The sequence below is a fragment of the Hydrogenoanaerobacterium sp. genome (assembly GCF_032017025.1).
Taxonomy (GTDB): domain Bacteria; phylum Bacillota; class Clostridia; order Oscillospirales; family Ruminococcaceae; genus Hydrogenoanaerobacterium.
Genome location: NZ_DALZQO010000001.1, coordinates 343008 through 358422 on the forward strand (window position 1 = coordinate 343008; position 15415 = coordinate 358422).

14 protein-coding genes are annotated in these 15415 nt (G+C 54.1%); all 14 read right to left on the minus strand.

Going from position 1 to position 15415, the window contains the following annotated elements; translation table 11 throughout:
• Positions 1–12 precede the first annotated feature (12 nt).
• Genes cobT through cbiD form a run of 14 tightly spaced genes read right to left on the minus strand, consistent with a single transcriptional unit; the run spans position 13 to position 15396 of the window.
• The gene (cobT, locus tag RTV33_RS01610; protein WP_312640833.1) at positions 13–1071 is read right to left on the minus strand and encodes a nicotinate-nucleotide--dimethylbenzimidazole phosphoribosyltransferase; all 1059 of its coding nucleotides are present in this window, start codon (positions 1069–1071) and stop codon (positions 13–15) included.
• A complete protein-coding gene (locus RTV33_RS01615; RefSeq protein ID WP_312640835.1) occupies positions 1068–2453 on the minus strand; it encodes a cobyrinate a,c-diamide synthase in 1386 nt (461 codons plus the stop codon). Before RTV33_RS01615 ends, cobT begins: the two co-directional genes overlap by 4 nt.
• Complete coding sequence (cbiE, locus tag RTV33_RS01620; RefSeq protein WP_312640837.1) at positions 2443–3684, minus strand: precorrin-6y C5,15-methyltransferase (decarboxylating) subunit CbiE; 1242 nt, start codon at positions 3682–3684, stop codon at positions 2443–2445. The genes RTV33_RS01615 and cbiE overlap by 11 nt, the downstream gene beginning before the upstream one ends.
• 23 nt (positions 3685–3707) lie before the next feature.
• On the minus strand, positions 3708–5018 hold the full coding sequence (hemL, locus tag RTV33_RS01625) for a glutamate-1-semialdehyde 2,1-aminomutase (protein ID WP_312640961.1): 1311 nt from the start codon (positions 5016–5018) through the stop codon (positions 3708–3710).
• Positions 5018–6001: a porphobilinogen synthase gene (gene hemB / locus RTV33_RS01630; protein WP_312640839.1), complete on the minus strand. Its 984-nt coding sequence runs from the start codon at positions 5999–6001 to the stop codon at positions 5018–5020. The genes hemL and hemB overlap by 1 nt, the downstream gene beginning before the upstream one ends.
• 13 nt (positions 6002–6014) lie before the next feature.
• Positions 6015–7514, minus strand: a complete 1500-nt coding sequence (cobA, locus tag RTV33_RS01635) for a uroporphyrinogen-III C-methyltransferase (RefSeq protein WP_312640841.1) — start codon at positions 7512–7514, stop codon at positions 6015–6017.
• A complete protein-coding gene (gene hemC / locus RTV33_RS01640; RefSeq protein ID WP_312640842.1) occupies positions 7511–8401 on the minus strand; it encodes a hydroxymethylbilane synthase in 891 nt (296 codons plus the stop codon). The genes cobA and hemC overlap by 4 nt, the downstream gene beginning before the upstream one ends.
• Before the next feature lie 54 nt (positions 8402–8455).
• Positions 8456–9700 (minus strand): precorrin-6A reductase, encoded by a 1245-nt coding sequence (gene cobK, locus RTV33_RS01645; RefSeq protein ID WP_312640843.1) that lies wholly within the window; start codon positions 9698–9700, stop codon positions 8456–8458.
• Positions 9701–9754: 54 nt separating this feature from the next.
• Positions 9755–10480 carry a precorrin-3B C(17)-methyltransferase gene (cobJ, locus tag RTV33_RS01650; RefSeq protein ID WP_396327196.1) on the minus strand — a complete coding sequence of 242 codons (726 nt, stop codon included), beginning with the start codon at positions 10478–10480 and terminating at the stop codon, positions 9755–9757.
• A complete protein-coding gene (gene hemA, locus RTV33_RS01655; protein WP_312640844.1) occupies positions 10477–11709 on the minus strand; it encodes a glutamyl-tRNA reductase in 1233 nt (410 codons plus the stop codon). Before hemA ends, cobJ begins: the two co-directional genes overlap by 4 nt.
• Complete coding sequence (locus RTV33_RS01660) at positions 11706–12740, minus strand: cobalt-precorrin 5A hydrolase (RefSeq protein WP_312640845.1); 1035 nt, start codon at positions 12738–12740, stop codon at positions 11706–11708. The genes hemA and RTV33_RS01660 overlap by 4 nt, the downstream gene beginning before the upstream one ends.
• A 48-nt stretch (positions 12741–12788) precedes the next feature.
• Positions 12789–13544: a precorrin-4 C(11)-methyltransferase gene (gene cobM, locus RTV33_RS01665; RefSeq protein WP_312640846.1), complete on the minus strand. Its 756-nt coding sequence runs from the start codon at positions 13542–13544 to the stop codon at positions 12789–12791.
• On the minus strand, positions 13541–14245 hold the full coding sequence (gene cobI, locus RTV33_RS01670) for a precorrin-2 C(20)-methyltransferase (RefSeq protein WP_312640847.1): 705 nt from the start codon (positions 14243–14245) through the stop codon (positions 13541–13543). Before cobI ends, cobM begins: the two co-directional genes overlap by 4 nt.
• Positions 14242–15396 carry a cobalt-precorrin-5B (C(1))-methyltransferase CbiD gene (cbiD, locus tag RTV33_RS01675; protein WP_312640848.1) on the minus strand — a complete coding sequence of 385 codons (1155 nt, stop codon included), beginning with the start codon at positions 15394–15396 and terminating at the stop codon, positions 14242–14244. Before cbiD ends, cobI begins: the two co-directional genes overlap by 4 nt.
• Positions 15397–15415: the final 19 nt, after the last annotated feature.

The window sequence follows — 15415 nt, forward strand, 5'->3', positions numbered from 1 at the left end:
AATCCACCGCCTTTACTCCAGAGGCTGATAATCCTCAATTTCTATTTCAGAAAAGGTGCTCATATCGTTGTACACCTGGCATGCCATGTTTAAAATGGGTATAGCCGCAACCGCACCTGTTCCCTCGCCAAGGCACATATTGCAGGTAAGAAACGGCTGCAGGTTAAGCTCATGCATCAGCAGCTTGCCAGCCGGCTCGTTTGAGACATGCGAGGGTAGCATATAGCCCGCCGCATGGGGGCAAAGGCGTATTGCACACAATGCCGCAACCGACGAAATAAAGCCGTCGATGAGCACCGGAAGCTGCATCACCGCACCGCCTAGAAATACGCCGATCAGGCCCGCGATATCAAAACCGCCTACCTTGGAAACGGTATCCAGTACATCGTCGGGATCGGGGTTGTTCGTTGCAATGGCGCGCCGGATGACCGCTATTTTACGCTTTACCCCTTCGCTGGAAAGCCCTGCGCCGCGGCCGGTAACGTCGCTGACGCTTTTATGTAACAGAACAGCCGTAACGGCACTGCTGGTGGTGGTGTTGCCAATGCCCATCTCACCGGTTGCAAACAGGTCAAAGCCTTGCTCTGCCAGTTGGATGACGGTGTTGATTCCCACCTCGATTGCAGCAACCGCCTGCTCACGGGTCATGGCAGGCTCCAACGCCATATTTTTGGTGCCGTAAGCTATTTTTTTAACCAACAGTCCCTGCGCATCCACATCACGCGCAACTCCAATATCGACAGGTACAACCTTAGCCCCCGCCACCTGTGCCATACGGCATACACTGGTAGCACCCGTCGTAAAGTTTTTGGTGACGACAGCAGTTACCTCCTGCGAGGTTTGGGTTACGCCCTCGGCAACCACGCCGTTATCGGCACACATCACCACAACACAGGGTTTGGTGATTTTAACATTTCTGCCGTGCTTCATACCGGCAAGCATGGTCACTGTGTCCTCCAAAAGCCCAAGGCTTTGCAGGGGCTTTGCAATGCTGTTCCAGCGCCGCTGCGCAAGCATTTGCGCAGTTTGGTCGGTTGGCTGAATTTGAGAGAGTGCTTCTTTCAGGGTCATTCATGGTCACGCTTCTTTCTATGGTTGGCACATTGCTGCAAAAAACGGTATGCAAGCATAGGGTCAGAGTAAAAATGTAAGTGTGGGTACCCGGCGTATAGGTTTTCGTTCGCATGTACGCATTGCCAATTGCGGTTTCCTGTAGGCTTTTTTGCATGCTCACAGTTTCCGTTATCGGTGCTGTCCCAATAATGGAACTCGTGCGCGGGAGTGGTTTCCCCTGCCCTGAACAGCATGCTGTCACACTGCGCGGTGAGTGTTGTGTAGCCGAAACGGCACAGCTTATGCGTGTTAAAGCTTGTAGCGTCAATTACACCTACCATAGGGTAGCTGCCGCCGTCAACGCCCTCGATTGTTTTATGCAGGTACATAAAGCCCCCACACTCGGCAATGCAGGGCAGCCCTTTTTGCAGCGCGGTATACACGCTCTGCAGCATGGTTTTGTTTTGCGAAAGCTGTTGCGCATACACCTCAGGGTAGCCGCCAACAAGAAACAATCCGTCAATATCGGCAGGCAAGGCGCTGTCTGCAATGGGGCTGAACTCTACAAGTTCTGCCCCCAGCTCACACAGCAGGGTAAGGGAATCCTCATAGCAAAAGCAAAAGGCGTTATCCCGGGGTATGGCGATACGCAAAGGGGCGTTTTGCAAGGGCTTTGGCAGTGCAGGCGGTGTAAACGCGGGCTTTGGCGCGGACTGCGCCAGTTCCCATAAAAAAGCGAGGTCTATGGTTTGCTCCGCCTGTTCGGCAAGGAGCTGCAGCTTCTGCTTTAAATTTTGCGCCTCTGCCACAGTCACCAAACCCAGGTGGCGGCTCTCGAGCGAGCAATCGTCCAGCTTGGGCAGAAAACCCGCCACGGGAATACCTGTTTCGGCCTCGATTGCCTGCTTGAGGGTGGGATATGTCATGGGGTTGCAGCGATTGAGCAGCACCGCTTTGATGTTGCTGTCCTCCCTTAGGGCGACAAAGCCCTTTACCTGCGCCGCTGCCGAAAGCGACATCCCATGTACATTGAGCACAAGTACCACAGGGGTGGCGGTGGCTTTTGCCAAATGATAGCTGCTCGCCTGTGTGGTAAAGCCGCCCACCCCGTCGTAAAAGCCCATCACACCCTCCAGAACAGAAAGGTCACAGTCTGCCGCGTTTTTGGCAAGCAGATAGTTTGTGGTATCTTCATTGTAAAAGAACAGGTCGAGGTTACGGCTTTTGGCACCGATGACCTCGCTGTGGAACATTGGGTCGATGTAATCGGGCCCGCATTTGAACGACGCCAGCTTTAGCCCGCGGTTGACAAATGCCTGCAAAACAGCGCATGTAACGGTGGTTTTACCCGCCCCGCTGTTTGCCGCTGCAAGCATCATGCGCGGTACATTATTGCCCATTGCTGCGCCCTCCTCCGCTAAAAATAGTAACAGGGTTCTGCCCCATCATCATATGAAGGCCGCCAACCGCCTTAGAGCGGGCGACCGAAAGCTGCACGATATTGGTATCGGAAAGCTGAAAACGTTTGAAGCTTTCCATTGCCGCTGAGGCAGTTTCAAGCGTGATTGCAGTTGCTACGATGCGTACCTGCGGGTTCTTTTGCATGGCGGCTGCAATGATGTCGGAAAGCCCACCCGATGACCCACCGATAAACACTGCGTCGGGCGCAGGGAGATTGGCAAGTGCGGCGGGGGCTGTACCCTCAACAATATGCAGGTTGCAAGCGCCAAAGCTTGCCTTATTTTGGTGCAGCAGCCCAAGTGCAGCGGGGTTCTTCTCCACCGCGAACACCTTGCCATCAGGCAAAATGCGTGCAATTTCAACACAAACCGAACCGGTGCCCGCACCGACATCCCAAACAGTATCGCCATGGCATAGCTTTAGTGCTGAAATAGACACCGTGCGTACCTCCAATTTAGTCATAGGTGCGTCACCGCGCAAAAAGCATTCGTCAGGCAGGCCGTGGGTGAGGGGTAGCGGAATGGGATTGTCGTTGAAAACCAGCATTACAGAAAGCGGGGCAAACTCCCGCTTGGCACACTCCTGCGCTGTGGCATAGGTAAGCTGCTCATCGGGGTACGAAAGCCGCTCACCCACACAAACGTGTACCTCGCCAAGGCCTGCCGCATAAAACTCTGCGCATAGCTCGGTAACGCTTTGGTATTTGCCGCCCGTAAGCGCAAACACTTTGGCGTGATGACGCACCGCCGTAACCAAGCTTTGCTCTCTGCCGTGCATGCTGATGAGCTTCGCATCATCCCACGAGGTTTTTGCCTTCGCACAGAGGTACTGTACACTGCTGATACCTGCAATGCATTCCACATCGTAGCCCGCGAGCAATTCGCATAAGCGTTTTGCGCCGCTGTAAAACCCTACGTCTCCGCTCATCAGCACCGAAACGGTGCGGTAATCGGGGTGCTTTGCAAGATAAACCGCTATTTTTTCTGCCGAGCAGGAGGTAAAACGTGCGGCGTTCACATCACAAAAGCTGTCGAGCATGCGCTGTGCACCGATTAGGCAGTCGCTGTCTGCTATTATCTGTATCGCCTGCTGTGTGAGAGTTGCGGGGTTGCCCATGCCGATACCGACAATATAGATTTTCATCGGCCCTACACCTGCTTTATCGTTCATAATAGCCTCCCTCTGTGGAGGTTTCATCGGTTTCCATCATACTCATGTTTTAAAAAAACCTTTGCACATTCTACAGTAAAGTCAATATCCGCATCGGTATGCGCGTAAGATAGGAACATCGCCTCGAACTGAGAGGGCGCGAGGTAAATGCCATCGCCGAGCATCTTCTTAAAGTAGCGCCCGAAACGCACAGTATCTGCCTGCTTTGCGGTTGTATAGTCGGTAACCGTTTGTTCGGTAAAGAACACACAGCCAAGTGAACCAATGTGGTTAACGGTGCAGCCGTGCTGCTGCGCTGTCTTTTCCAGCTCGCCATATAACCGGTCGCCGAGGGTGTTGATGTGACGATAGATTTCGGGGTTATCGCGCAGGATTTTCAGCTGTGCAATGCCCGCCGCCATAGCAACCGGGTTGCCCGAAAGCGTACCTGCCTGGTACACATTACCTATGGGGGCAATCATCTGCATGACGTCGTGCCTGCCGCCGTATGCGCCAACCGGCATGCCACCGCCGATGATCTTACCGAAGGTTGTGAGGTCAGGTTTTACGCCAAACCAACCCTGTGCACCATCGATACCCAAACGGAAACCGGTGATAACTTCGTCGAAGATGAGCAGTGTCTTATTTGCGGTGCAAAGCTCACGAAGCTGTGCTAAAAAGCCATCCTTTGGCAGTACAACACCCATATTTGCCGCCACAGGCTCTATAATAACCGCGGCAACCTCGTCTTTATTGTCTTCAAACAGTTTTTGCACACTGTTGATGTCGTTGTAAACCGCGGTAAGGGTATCCTCCGCTGTGCCTTTGGGAACCCCTGCACTGTCGGGTACGCCTGCTGTCATCACGCCGCTGCCTGCCTTAACAAGCAGTGCATCAAAATGCCCATGGTAGCAGCCCTCAAACTTGATAATCTTTGCCCTGCCCGTATAGCCGCGCGCCGCGCGGATAGCGCTCATGACCGCCTCGGTGCCCGAGTTGACCATGCGCACCATGTCGATAGACGGCACCAAATCGCAGATGAGATGCGCCATGGTAACCTCCGCCTCGGTTGCAGCGCCAAAGCTCAGCCCGTTTTCGACTGCTTTTAGCACCGCAGCCTTTACCGCAGGGTGGTTGTGCCCAAGAACCATCGGCCCCCATGAACAGATGTAGTCGAGGTAGGTTCTTCCATCCGCATCGGTGATACGTGCACCGTTTGCGCTTTCCATAAAACGTGGCGTACCCCCTACCGACCGAAATGCGCGCACAGGGCTGTTCACCCCGCCGGGGATGTACTGCTGTGCCTCACGAAACAGTTCGCGCGATTTTTCATGTCTGGTTCTTCTGTGTTCCATCATCCAATTCTCCCTTCGTCGATGTAATGTGCCAAATCAATGGCGAAGTAAGTGATGAGGATATCCGCACCTGCGCGGAAGATGCTTACTGCGGTTTCACAGACGATCGCAGCCTCGTCTATCAGCCCCGCTTTTGCCGCGGTTTTGATCATTGCGTATTCGCCGCTGACGCTGTATGCCGCCATCGGTACAGGGAAGCTCTGCGATACCTCGTAAATGACATCGAGGTACGAAAGCGCCGGCTTTACCATAATGATGTCTGCACCCTGCTCTACATCGAGCGCCGCTTCCTTGATACCTTCGCGGCGGTTGTGGTAATCCATCTGGTAGCCCTTGCGGTCGCCAAACGACGGTGCAGAGCCCGCCGCCTCGCGGAACGGGCCATAAAATGCCGAAGAATACTTGACGGCATAAGACATAATAGGAACATCGCTGTAGCCGTTTTGATCCAAAACAGTACGGATGGCAAGGATTCTACCGTCCATCATATCGGATGGGGCGACCATATCGGCACCTGCCTGAACGTGAGAAAGAGCAGTTTTTGCAAGCACCTCTAGGGTTTTATCGTTATCCACCTGCTGCCCGCATAAAATGCCGCAGTGCCCGTGGCTGGTATATTCGCACATACATACATCGGTAATGACGTAAAGCTGCGGAAAGCTCTGCTTAATGTACCGAATTGCCCGCTGCACCGCGCCGTTTTCGTCCCATGCGCCACTTCCGGTCTCATCCTTGTGCTCGGGGATGCCAAACAGCAGCACGCTGTTTATCCCCGCCTTGGTAAGCTCGGTAAGAATGCCCGAAAGGCAGTCGGGGCTGTAGCGCTTCTGCCCGTCGAGTGAGGGGATATCCTCCAAAATACCGCTGCCCTCACGCACAAAAAGCGGGTAAACAAGCGCACTTTTCGAAATACGTGTTTCACGCACCATGCCGCGTATCATTGGGTTACCGCGTAATCTGCGGGGTCTGTTTAAAAGTTCCATTGCATTGTTCTCCTTACTTTTGGCGGTGCAGATCTGTGAGCAGAGCCACCATACTATCGATGGTTGCCGCCTGCGCGATCACTGTTTTTATCCGATGCTTTTGTGCTTCTAAAGCGGTTTGCTCACCAATGCAGATGGCATTGACTTGTGAAAAATCAAAGTCACCGATTGCACCGACAAACCCCCTGACGGTGGATGCGCTGGTGAATGCGACATAATCGATTTCACCGCAAGCAAGCTGTTCACGCACACTGTCGGCCTGCTCATAGGTATAGAGTGTATCATACAACGGCACGTCATCGTAAGGTATGCCCGCGGCGTCAAGTGCGGCGGTAAGGTCGGGCGAGCCGACACGCGCACGGGTAATAAGTATGCGCGTACCTTTTGCGGCAACCCCCAGTGCGGCACCAAGCTGCCCCGCGTTGTAGGCGCTCGGCTTCAGGTCTACCAGCAAGCCTCGCTTCTCCAGTTCATGTGCGGTTGCAGAGCCAATCGCCGCTATTTTAAGCCCTGCAAGGCTGCGGATATCCTGCCCTCTGGCGCGCAGCTCTTCAAAAAAGATACGTACCCCACTAGGACTCGTAAAGGTAATCCAGCCATAACGCCCCAAATTGGTAAGTGCAAAGGCAAGAGCAGCGTTGTTTTCAATTGCGGCAGTCTGGATAGAAGGCAGCTCTACCACCTCAGCACCAAGAGCACGCAATTTTTCGGTAAGGGTGGAAGCCAGCTCGCGCGGGCGGGTTACGACAATACGAACACCGCCGAGGGGACGCTCCTCCGCCCAATGGAACTGCTCTGCCAGTGCACAAACCTTGCCCACCACAATAATTGCTGGTGTTTTAATGTTGGCTGCCTGCGCGTCGTGTACAAGGTTTTGTACCGTAGAAACCACCCTGCGCTGGTGCGCCGTGGTGCCGCGCTCCAACACCGCAGCAGGCATATCAGGCGACATACCGCCTGCAAGCAGCCCTGTACAGATGCTCTCCATCGCGCTGACGCCCATCAAAAATACAAGAGTACCCTTGAGCTTGACCAGTGAGGCAAAATCGATTTGTGCTTCTGGTGCGGTTTTGGTGTGCCCCGTAATAATATGCAGTGAGGAGGTGCAATCGCGGTGGGTTACGGGAATGCCCGCGTAGGCAGGTACCGAAAGCGCAGAGGTAACCCCCGGTACAATTTCAAAATCGATGCCGTGCTGTACCAGCAGCTCAAGCTCCTCGCCGCCGCGCCCGAACAAAAACGGGTCGCCGCCCTTGAGGCGTACAACAAGATTGCCCGCCAAAGCTTCCTCGAGCAAAATTTGATTGATTTGGTGCTGCGGTATGGGATGATGGCTTGCACGCTTGCCCACATCAATGCGGCGGGCAGTAGGCGGAATCAGTGCCAGAACACCCTGCCCCACCAGCTTATCGTATACCACAACATCCGCTTGCTGCAGCACGGCTTTGCCTTTGAGCGTGAGCAGCCCCACGTCGCCGGGGCCCGCCCCCACTAAAATCACCTTACCGTTCATCGGAGTATCTCCTCTTTTAGTCTATTTGCAAGGTCAGCACCCAGTTGTTCACCGTTATCCGCATGCCCGGTAACAGAGCCAATGATATGCCGGCCTGTCTGTTCTTCGTAATAAAGCCCGGTGAGCTTCATGCTCTCGCCGGTAAGCTCGGCGTGCGCCGCAATGGGTGAGCTGCACCCGCCATCCAAAACACGCACAAACGCGCGTTCGGCAAGCGCAGCGCGCTGTGCCTGTTTATCGTTAACACAATCCAGAAAATCGTAGTTTTCGCCTGCTCTACCTTGCACAGCCAAAATGCCCTGCCCTGCGGCGGGGAGCATTTCTTTATTCGAAAAAATACGGCTGATACGATAACCCAAATCAACACGGTTAAGCCCAGAACAGGCGAGCACCAATGCAGAATATTCACCCGCATCAAGCTTTGCCAAACGAGTGAGGATATTGCCGCGAATCAGCTTGGTTTGCATATTGGGGTATAGCTTTTTCAGCTGCAGCACACGGCGTGCACTGCCACACCCAATGGGCTTGGTCTCATCCAACTTTTCAGTGCCGTAGGGCAAAATAAACGCATCGCTCGGGTCGCCGCGTTTTGAAAACGCCACAATGGGCAAGTCATCGGGGGTATCCATGGGCATATCCTTAAGGCTGTGCACCGTAATATCCACCTTGTGTTCACGCAGAGCGCGGTCAAGCTCTTTGACAAACAGCCCCTTACCGCCAATTTTATCAAGGCTCTTGTCCAAAATAATATCGCCTGTGGTTTTCATTGTCACGAGTTGCAGCTCCAAATCGGGGTGAGCAGCAGCGATAGCATCCATCACCAGCTGTGTTTGCGCTACGGCAAGCCTGCTTTCGCGGCTGCCGACGATAATCTTACGTTTTTCCATTGATATCCCCTTTCTGCCAAACGGTAAACGCTTGTGGCAGGTTTGATTGGAAGATTAACCGTTTATCATATTGTCGATATGGTTTCGGATATTCTCCGTAATTTTCTTTGCCAAACGATGGTCGGTTCCGCTTGCCGTAACACCGATTACAGCACTGCCGCTCTGTACAATACCGGGGAAATAAAAGCTGCATTCCGCTTTGCAGTCTGCCACGCTTACAGGGATCTGTTCGGCAGTGCATTCTTCGTAAACCATGTGGTTGGCAGTGCGGTTATCGGTGGCGGCAACCGCCAGTGCAGAACCCGTACAGTCGCCGTATTTATATTCGCGTAACAGCAGCGTAATTTGCTTTGCATCGGCAAGCGCCTGTACCTGCCCGTTCGCCGAGGGCGAAATCACCTTTACCTCACAACCAAAGTGCAGCAATGTATTGATTCTGCGCGCCGCGATATTGCCTGCCCCCACCACTGTGACTGTTTTACCCCGCAGTGAGATGAACAAAGGGAACGAAACATCGGGTTGTTGGGCCGGGCTTTTGCTTTGCACAAAGCCGTAGCGCTGTTCAAGTACCAGCGGTAGTTCAAGCAGCGAAACGCCCTGAATTTGCAGCGGACGGCCGATTACGAGGAGCTGTGCACCCTCAATGCGTGCCGCCTCACATTTTTCAAGAAAGCCGCCTGCCCCACCTGAATCTTTGGTAACAAGGCAAGTTGCACCAATTTGCTTTAGAGTTGCAACGTTGAGTTCGGTGTTGAACGGCCCTTGCATACAGATGATATTTTTTGCGGCAAAGCCAAGGTCAATACACCGCGCAAGCGAATCGGGTGTGGGTAACACACGCGGAAAAAGCCGCGCCGCGTAACCGGGAACTGCTGTAAAGCAATCGAGCTCTTTGCTGCCCGTTGTAAGCAGCACATTGCCATCAACCTGGCTAAGATATGCGGCGGCCTCTGCCGCGCTTTGCACATAGGTGCAGTTTTGCACAGTGCTCTGTTCGCGCAGCACTCGCAGATAGGGGGTACCGGTGGCGGCACAGGCAGTGCGGATGTTTTCGGTAACCGCAGTTGCATAAGGGTGGGTTGCGTCAAATACGCAGTCAAAATGCTGCTCACCCAGCAGCTGTGCAATTTGAGGGCTATCGCGCCTGCCGGCAAGCACGGTGAGGTTGGGGTGCTCCGGTAACACCTCTTCGCCATATTCAGTTGCAACACAAGCGGTGAGCATACACCGGTGAGGTGCCAACAGCTCAAGCAGCTGCTTGCCCTCGGTTGTACCTGCAAAAATCAAAAAATGGTACATGCGGCTCTCCCCCCCCCTTTGCCTTCACTTTTTATGTACTTTGATGGATTACTCTTACATTCGGTAGCCGCGCGGCGTCACCATTTTTCCACCAATGTTTCTGGTATTGGAGTTACCGATAAACACTGTGGTGAACATATCCACCTGCGTGTTACGCAGCTGCGAAAGCGGCATTACCTGCCCGCATTCACCCTCACGCCCAATGTTCTGCACAATACCGCAGACGATATCACCGCCTCGGCTTTTCAACACGATATCGCATGCTTTTTGCAGGTAGTCGCTGCGTTTTTTGCTGGATGGATTGTAAAGGCAGAGTACAAAATCGCCCTGTGCAGCAAGGTCGAGCCTTTTTTCAATCTGTTCATAGGGGGTAAGCAGGTCGCTCAGCGAAATAACGGCAAAATCGTGTATCAGGGGTGCGCCCAGCACCGCCGCACCGCTGCACGCCGCGGTAATACCTGCAACCACCTCAATTTCGATGGGCGGGTATGCCTGTGAAAGCTCGTAAATAAGCCCCGCCATGCCGTAAACACCGGCGTCCCCGCTGCATACCATTGCTACGGTGCGCCCTTTCAGTGCCTCCTCAATCGCCAGCTTGCAGCGGTCAACCTCCTGCTTCATGGGTGTGGAGAGCAGTTCTTTGCCCGGAAAATTCTCTTTAATAAGGTCGACATACACGGTGTAGCCCGCAATTACGTCGCTTTCCTCTATCGCCGCCAGGGCGCGCGGGGTAATTTGGTCAAAGTTACCGGGGCCCAAGCCAACAACATATAATTTCATGATTGTACCGCCTTTTCTAATCCTTGAATGCAGTCTTGCCATTTGTCGCGGTCGAGGTTTTCACGCAAACCAAACATTAGCTTGCCCACCACCTTAACCGAAGCATTTTCGACAAGCCGTCGCAGCTGCTCCTGCTCTCTGGCATCAATATCCAGCCGCTGAATCGATTTATAGATGCGCCCTGTAATATCTAAGGCCGCAAGCGCGCTGATGTCATTGATTTTCGGCACCAACTCACGGAAATAATACCAATTTTCAAAATCGTCTCGGTACTCCTCAAGAATACCGTTTGCAAGCGCCACGCCCGCATTTTCGGCTTCGGTAACCGACGCACCGCCAAGGCTGTCGATATCGTAAAGCTGAACCCCCTGCACATCCGAAAGGCGCGCAGAGATATCACGCGGAACCGCAAGGTCAACAAGCAGCTTGGGCGAACCGTCGAGATACGGCAAAGCCTCATCGTATTGGATGGTATGGTGTGGGCTGGTTGTTGCGCTCACCACCACACGGCAGCTTGCCAGCTCCTTCAAGCGGTCGTCATAGGGGACAACGCTGCACCCTTGCGGGATGATGACGTCGCCTGTTTTGTATCGGCGCAGCGTCATTTTTACATCACAACCCTGCTCTACCAAAGCCTTGGCGGTAAGCCTGCCCATTTCACCATTGCCAATGACGAGGCAGTGCACACCCTCAAGGCTGACAAGCTCGCTTGCCAGCAGCTCGACGGTACGAGTGGCAACCGAGGTATCGAGTGCGGTGAGATGCACTGTTGTTTTAACACGCTTTGCCGCGGTAACCGCCGTACGGAACAGCCGCTGAAGCACACTGTCGGCACAGCCGCAGCCGTGCGAAAGTGCCAGCGCTTCACCCACCTGTGTAATAATCTGATCTTCGCCAAACACCTTGCTCTTCATCCCGCAGGAGGTATGCAGCAAATGGCAAAGTGCATCTCTGCCGCTTCGCTCTACAAAGTAGCTTTCGTAATCGCATGGGCTTGCACCCTTTACTGCGCACAAAATTTCGTAGGGAGTTTTTGCAGGCTCGGTGTCATAGCTGAGCCACAGCTCGGTACGGTTACAGGTGGAAAGAAGGACACAGCCTGCTGCGCCAAATTCCGCCCGGATGCGCTGCATCGCTGCCACTGCCGTGGCTTTTGTGAACGAAAACAGCTCGCGGTATTCAATTGTCGCCTTGCTGTGGTCAATGCCCACCATCTTGATATTGATCAAAACCGTATTCTCCAATCCTCACACGCAAGCGCCGCTGTTACACCGTTTGCGCCGCTTTTTTTTACAATCAGTTCCCCGCCCGAACCAAGCACCGCCGCTCGCTCACAGACATTATCCACACCTGTGACACTGCTAACAAACTGTGACGGGGTAAATTCACCCTGTACCTGCGCTAGCTGTTGTGCCGTAAAGGTGACAAAGGGCAGTTTATGGGCAGAGCAAAGGCCTGTAAGCCCCTGCTCATTTGCTTTTAAAGCAATGGAACAAACCTGCCTCAGCGCAAAAAATGAGATATGATGCTGCCAAAGCACCTTTCGCAAATGCTCTTCAATTGCATTCTGCTTAATGCCGCGCCTGCACCCGATGCCCGCTGTTATGATACGCGGTATGAGGTTGAGGGTGCAGTCAAAGGGGCGTTTGTTTTCATCCAAAGAGATTACAATGCCGAGTTTGCCGCTTGCTTGCGGTGTTACTCCCGCCGGAAGCGCACCCTCTACAGCAAAATCGCTTGCAAAGCCGATGGAGATGCCATCGAGCAATGCCGCTGAAATACGCTTTGCGGCAGACAGGTTCGCAATGGTAAGATTGTTTTGTACCGCCCAACTATCCACCGAAAAAAGGTTGTTGCGGTCGGTTGCGGTGGAGATAACAGGCTGTGCGCCTGCTATGGCTGCCACCTGCAGCGTAAGGTTATTCGCGCCGCCGATATGCCCCGAAAGCAACGACACCGCAAAATCCCCTTGCTCATCAATGACGATAACGGCGGGGTCGGTGGTTTTATCGTTCACATAAGGGGCGATAGCGCGCACCGCAATGCCCGCGGCCGATACAAAAACCAACCCGTCGGCGGTAGCAAACGCATCTTTTGCCCACTCTCCCAAGGTGGAGGCGACGGGAACCAAGCCCGTGCCTGCCGCATGGCGGGGCATGGCATACGCCTTACAGCTGTGCCCCTGCGCACGTAAGCCCTCGGCAAGACGAGCGCACAGCGTAGAACCATTCGCGGTAAACGATATGAGTGATATACGCATGCGGCGCCCCCCTTAATAATACACTAAATCGACGTTTCGAACTGTTATTTAAACGGATGCTTCTCGGAATTCGGTAGTAAATGCAGGGTCGTAAAGCTTGCTGCGCTCGTATTGGTCTCCGAGAAAGCCACCGACGAGAATGAGTGCGGTTTTTGTAATACCGTTGCTCGTTGCCATCTGCGGCAGGGTGCCAATCGTACCAATCACCTGCTTTTCATCGGGCCATGTCGCCTTGTATACAATGGCTGCGGGAGTATCCTCGGTATAGCCGCCCTTCAGCAGCCGTTCACGCAGCTCCTCAAGCATACCGGTAGAAAGAAAGATTGCCATGGTTGCTCCGTGGGCCGCAAGCAGCGATATCTCTTCTTTCTCTGGTACAGGGGTTCTGCCCGCCATGCGCGTGATGATAACGGTTTGTGAGACATCAGGTAAGGTGTACTCGGCTTTGAGAGCCGCCGCCGCACCGCAAAACGAGCTGACACCGGGCGTAACATCGTAATGAAAGCCCGCCGCATCCAGCAAATCCATCTGCTCGCGAATTGCGCCGTAGATGGAAGGGTCGCCCGTGTGCAGGCGCACCGTGGTTTTGCCCTGTGCCTCTGCCGCGCTTATCACGGAAATTACCTGTTCCAGCGTCATTTTTGCGCTGTCGTGTATTTCACAGCCCTCTTTCGCATTGTCAAGCAGGGCGGGGTTCACCAGTGAGCCCGCATAGATGATAACGTCTGCCTGCTGCAGCAGCCGCTGACCACGCACGGTAATCAAATCGGGGGCACCGCTGCCCGCACCGACAAAATGTATCATAGCTGCACCTCTTCTTCCTTCACCACAATCACAGAGAAATAGCTCGCGCCGTCATCTGCGGCATCAATATCGTGGAACACCCGCTCGCCCTCCATGCCGCATTTCTGCACCATCTGCGCACTCTTTAGCATTCCCCGGTCTTTCAACTGCTGTTTTACCGTATCAAAGGCTTTTCCGGTTTTCATTAGTATTTTGGTGCCGCTCATATCGAGCCCCGAGTCTGCCCCTTTGTAAGATGCCGGCAGCACATGCAGTGGCTGCGCGCCCTCGGTAAGCGGAATATTGAGCCGTGCTGCAACCGCACAAAACGACGGCACACCCGCCACAAACTGTGCGGACAGCCCCATAGCGACAATGCGCTTATGCACATAGGTGTAGGTAGAATAGATGGTGGAATCGCCGAGGGTTAAAAACGCGATGTTCTTTCCCTGCCGCAGCAGCTCTGCGAGCTCCCCCGCTGCTTCGTCATAGTTGCGGTTCAGCAGCGCCTTGTCGCGCGTCATGGGTATAAACAGCTCTATAAGCTGCTTATCGGCAAGGTTTGGCACCGCACCGCGCGCAATTTGCAGGGCAACGCCCTCACCATCACCGGTTTTTGGTACCGCCACCACCTCGCAGCGCTCAATAATACGTACCGCCTGTATCGTAATCAGTTCTGGGTCGCCGGGGCCCACCCCAACGCCGTATAGAGTTCCGTTCATTGTCCATCCTCCGAATGCAAATTTATGTCGACGGTAAACTGCCGCATCAGCTTTGGCGCATCGGGGGTCATCCCCAGCGTGCCATAGCGGTTGGAAAACACCACCGCGCCAATTTCCAGTTCTCCGTAGGTTCGCGCCTTAATATGGTCATCTATCTTTTGCAGAATGCTCTGCATTACTTTCTCTTTCAGCTGTGCCGCCTCAATCAGCTCGATGGCTTCATCGGTGGTGATGCAGCCCATAATCTGTTCGAGCAGCGGCCGCTGCGCACCCGCAAGCGCGCTGTGTGCCGCTAAAATCTCCATACGGCAGTCGGCATAACGGGAGTGGGTATTGAACACACCGCCCGCGAGCTTAACAAATTTACCGAGGTGCCCCACCAGCAGTACCCCTTGGAATTTGAGCTGTACTGCGTAGTCGAGCACATCACCAACAAAATTACTGCATTTTACCGCGTCGTGCAGGTTGAGGTGCAGTGTGTTTTGCGCGTATACCTCGCCATAGTTGCCGGGCGTAACGGCGATATACCGCGCACCGCTCGCTTTGAGCATATTCATTTCAACTTTAATGGAATCGACCAGTGCCTGTTCGCTCATCGGCTCTACAATGCCGCTGGTGCCAAGCACCGAAATGCCGCCTGTAATGCCCAAGCGGGGGTTGTAGGTTTTCTTTGCAATCTCGACGCCATCGGGAATGGAAACCTCCACAACAATACCGCCTCGATAGCCGCATTCCTCACAGCTTTCGAGTACCGCTTCCTCAATCATACGGCGCGGCACTTGATTGATAGCGGCAGTGCCCACAGGGCACTCCAACCCCGCGCGCGTTACCCTGCCAACACCCACGCCGCCGTCGATGGTGACGCCTTTTACGGCGTAGGAGACCTTTGCATAAACCAGGATTCCGTTTGTGATATCGGGGTCATCCCCACTGTCCTTTCGGATGGCGCACATGGCAAAGTCCTCGCCCCACGATGGATTTTGTACGTCGAGCGCGAGCGAAAAGCCTTTGGGAGTCAATAGGTTGATATGCGAAACCTCCTGCCCCGACAGCAGCATCAGCGTCGCCGCCTTTGCTGCCGCCGCAGCACAGGAGCCGGTGGTGTAGCCGAAGCGCAATTTTTTATTGTCAACATACCGGTATTCTTCCACGCCATGCACCATCCTTTTT

Bases quoted from the DNA above. Each gene is read 5' to 3' on its own strand.
- cobT (WP_312640833.1), bottom strand. From the start codon at position 1,071: ATGACCCTGAAAGAAGCACTCTCTCAAATTCAGCCAACCGACCAAACT.
- RTV33_RS01615 (WP_312640835.1), bottom strand. From the start codon at position 2,453: ATGGGCAATAATGTACCGCGCATGATGCTTGCAGCGGCAAACAGCGGG.
- cbiE (WP_312640837.1), bottom strand. From the start codon at position 3,684: ATGAACGATAAAGCAGGTGTAGGGCCGATGAAAATCTATATTGTCGGT.
- hemL (WP_312640961.1), bottom strand. From the start codon at position 5,018: ATGGAACACAGAAGAACCAGACATGAAAAATCGCGCGAACTGTTTCGT.
- hemB (WP_312640839.1), bottom strand. From the start codon at position 6,001: ATGGAACTTTTAAACAGACCCCGCAGATTACGCGGTAACCCAATGATA.
- cobA (WP_312640841.1), bottom strand. From the start codon at position 7,514: ATGAACGGTAAGGTGATTTTAGTGGGGGCGGGCCCCGGCGACGTGGGG.
- hemC (WP_312640842.1), bottom strand. From the start codon at position 8,401: ATGGAAAAACGTAAGATTATCGTCGGCAGCCGCGAAAGCAGGCTTGCC.
- cobK (WP_312640843.1), bottom strand. From the start codon at position 9,700: ATGTACCATTTTTTGATTTTTGCAGGTACAACCGAGGGCAAGCAGCTG.
- cobJ (WP_396327196.1), bottom strand. From the start codon at position 10,480: ATGAAATTATATGTTGTTGGCTTGGGCCCCGGTAACTTTGACCAAATT.
- RTV33_RS01660 (WP_312640845.1), bottom strand. From the start codon at position 12,740: ATGCGTATATCACTCATATCGTTTACCGCGAATGGTTCTACGCTGTGC.
- cobM (WP_312640846.1), bottom strand. From the start codon at position 13,544: ATGATACATTTTGTCGGTGCGGGCAGCGGTGCCCCCGATTTGATTACC.
- cobI (WP_312640847.1), bottom strand. From the start codon at position 14,245: ATGAACGGAACTCTATACGGCGTTGGGGTGGGCCCCGGCGACCCAGAA.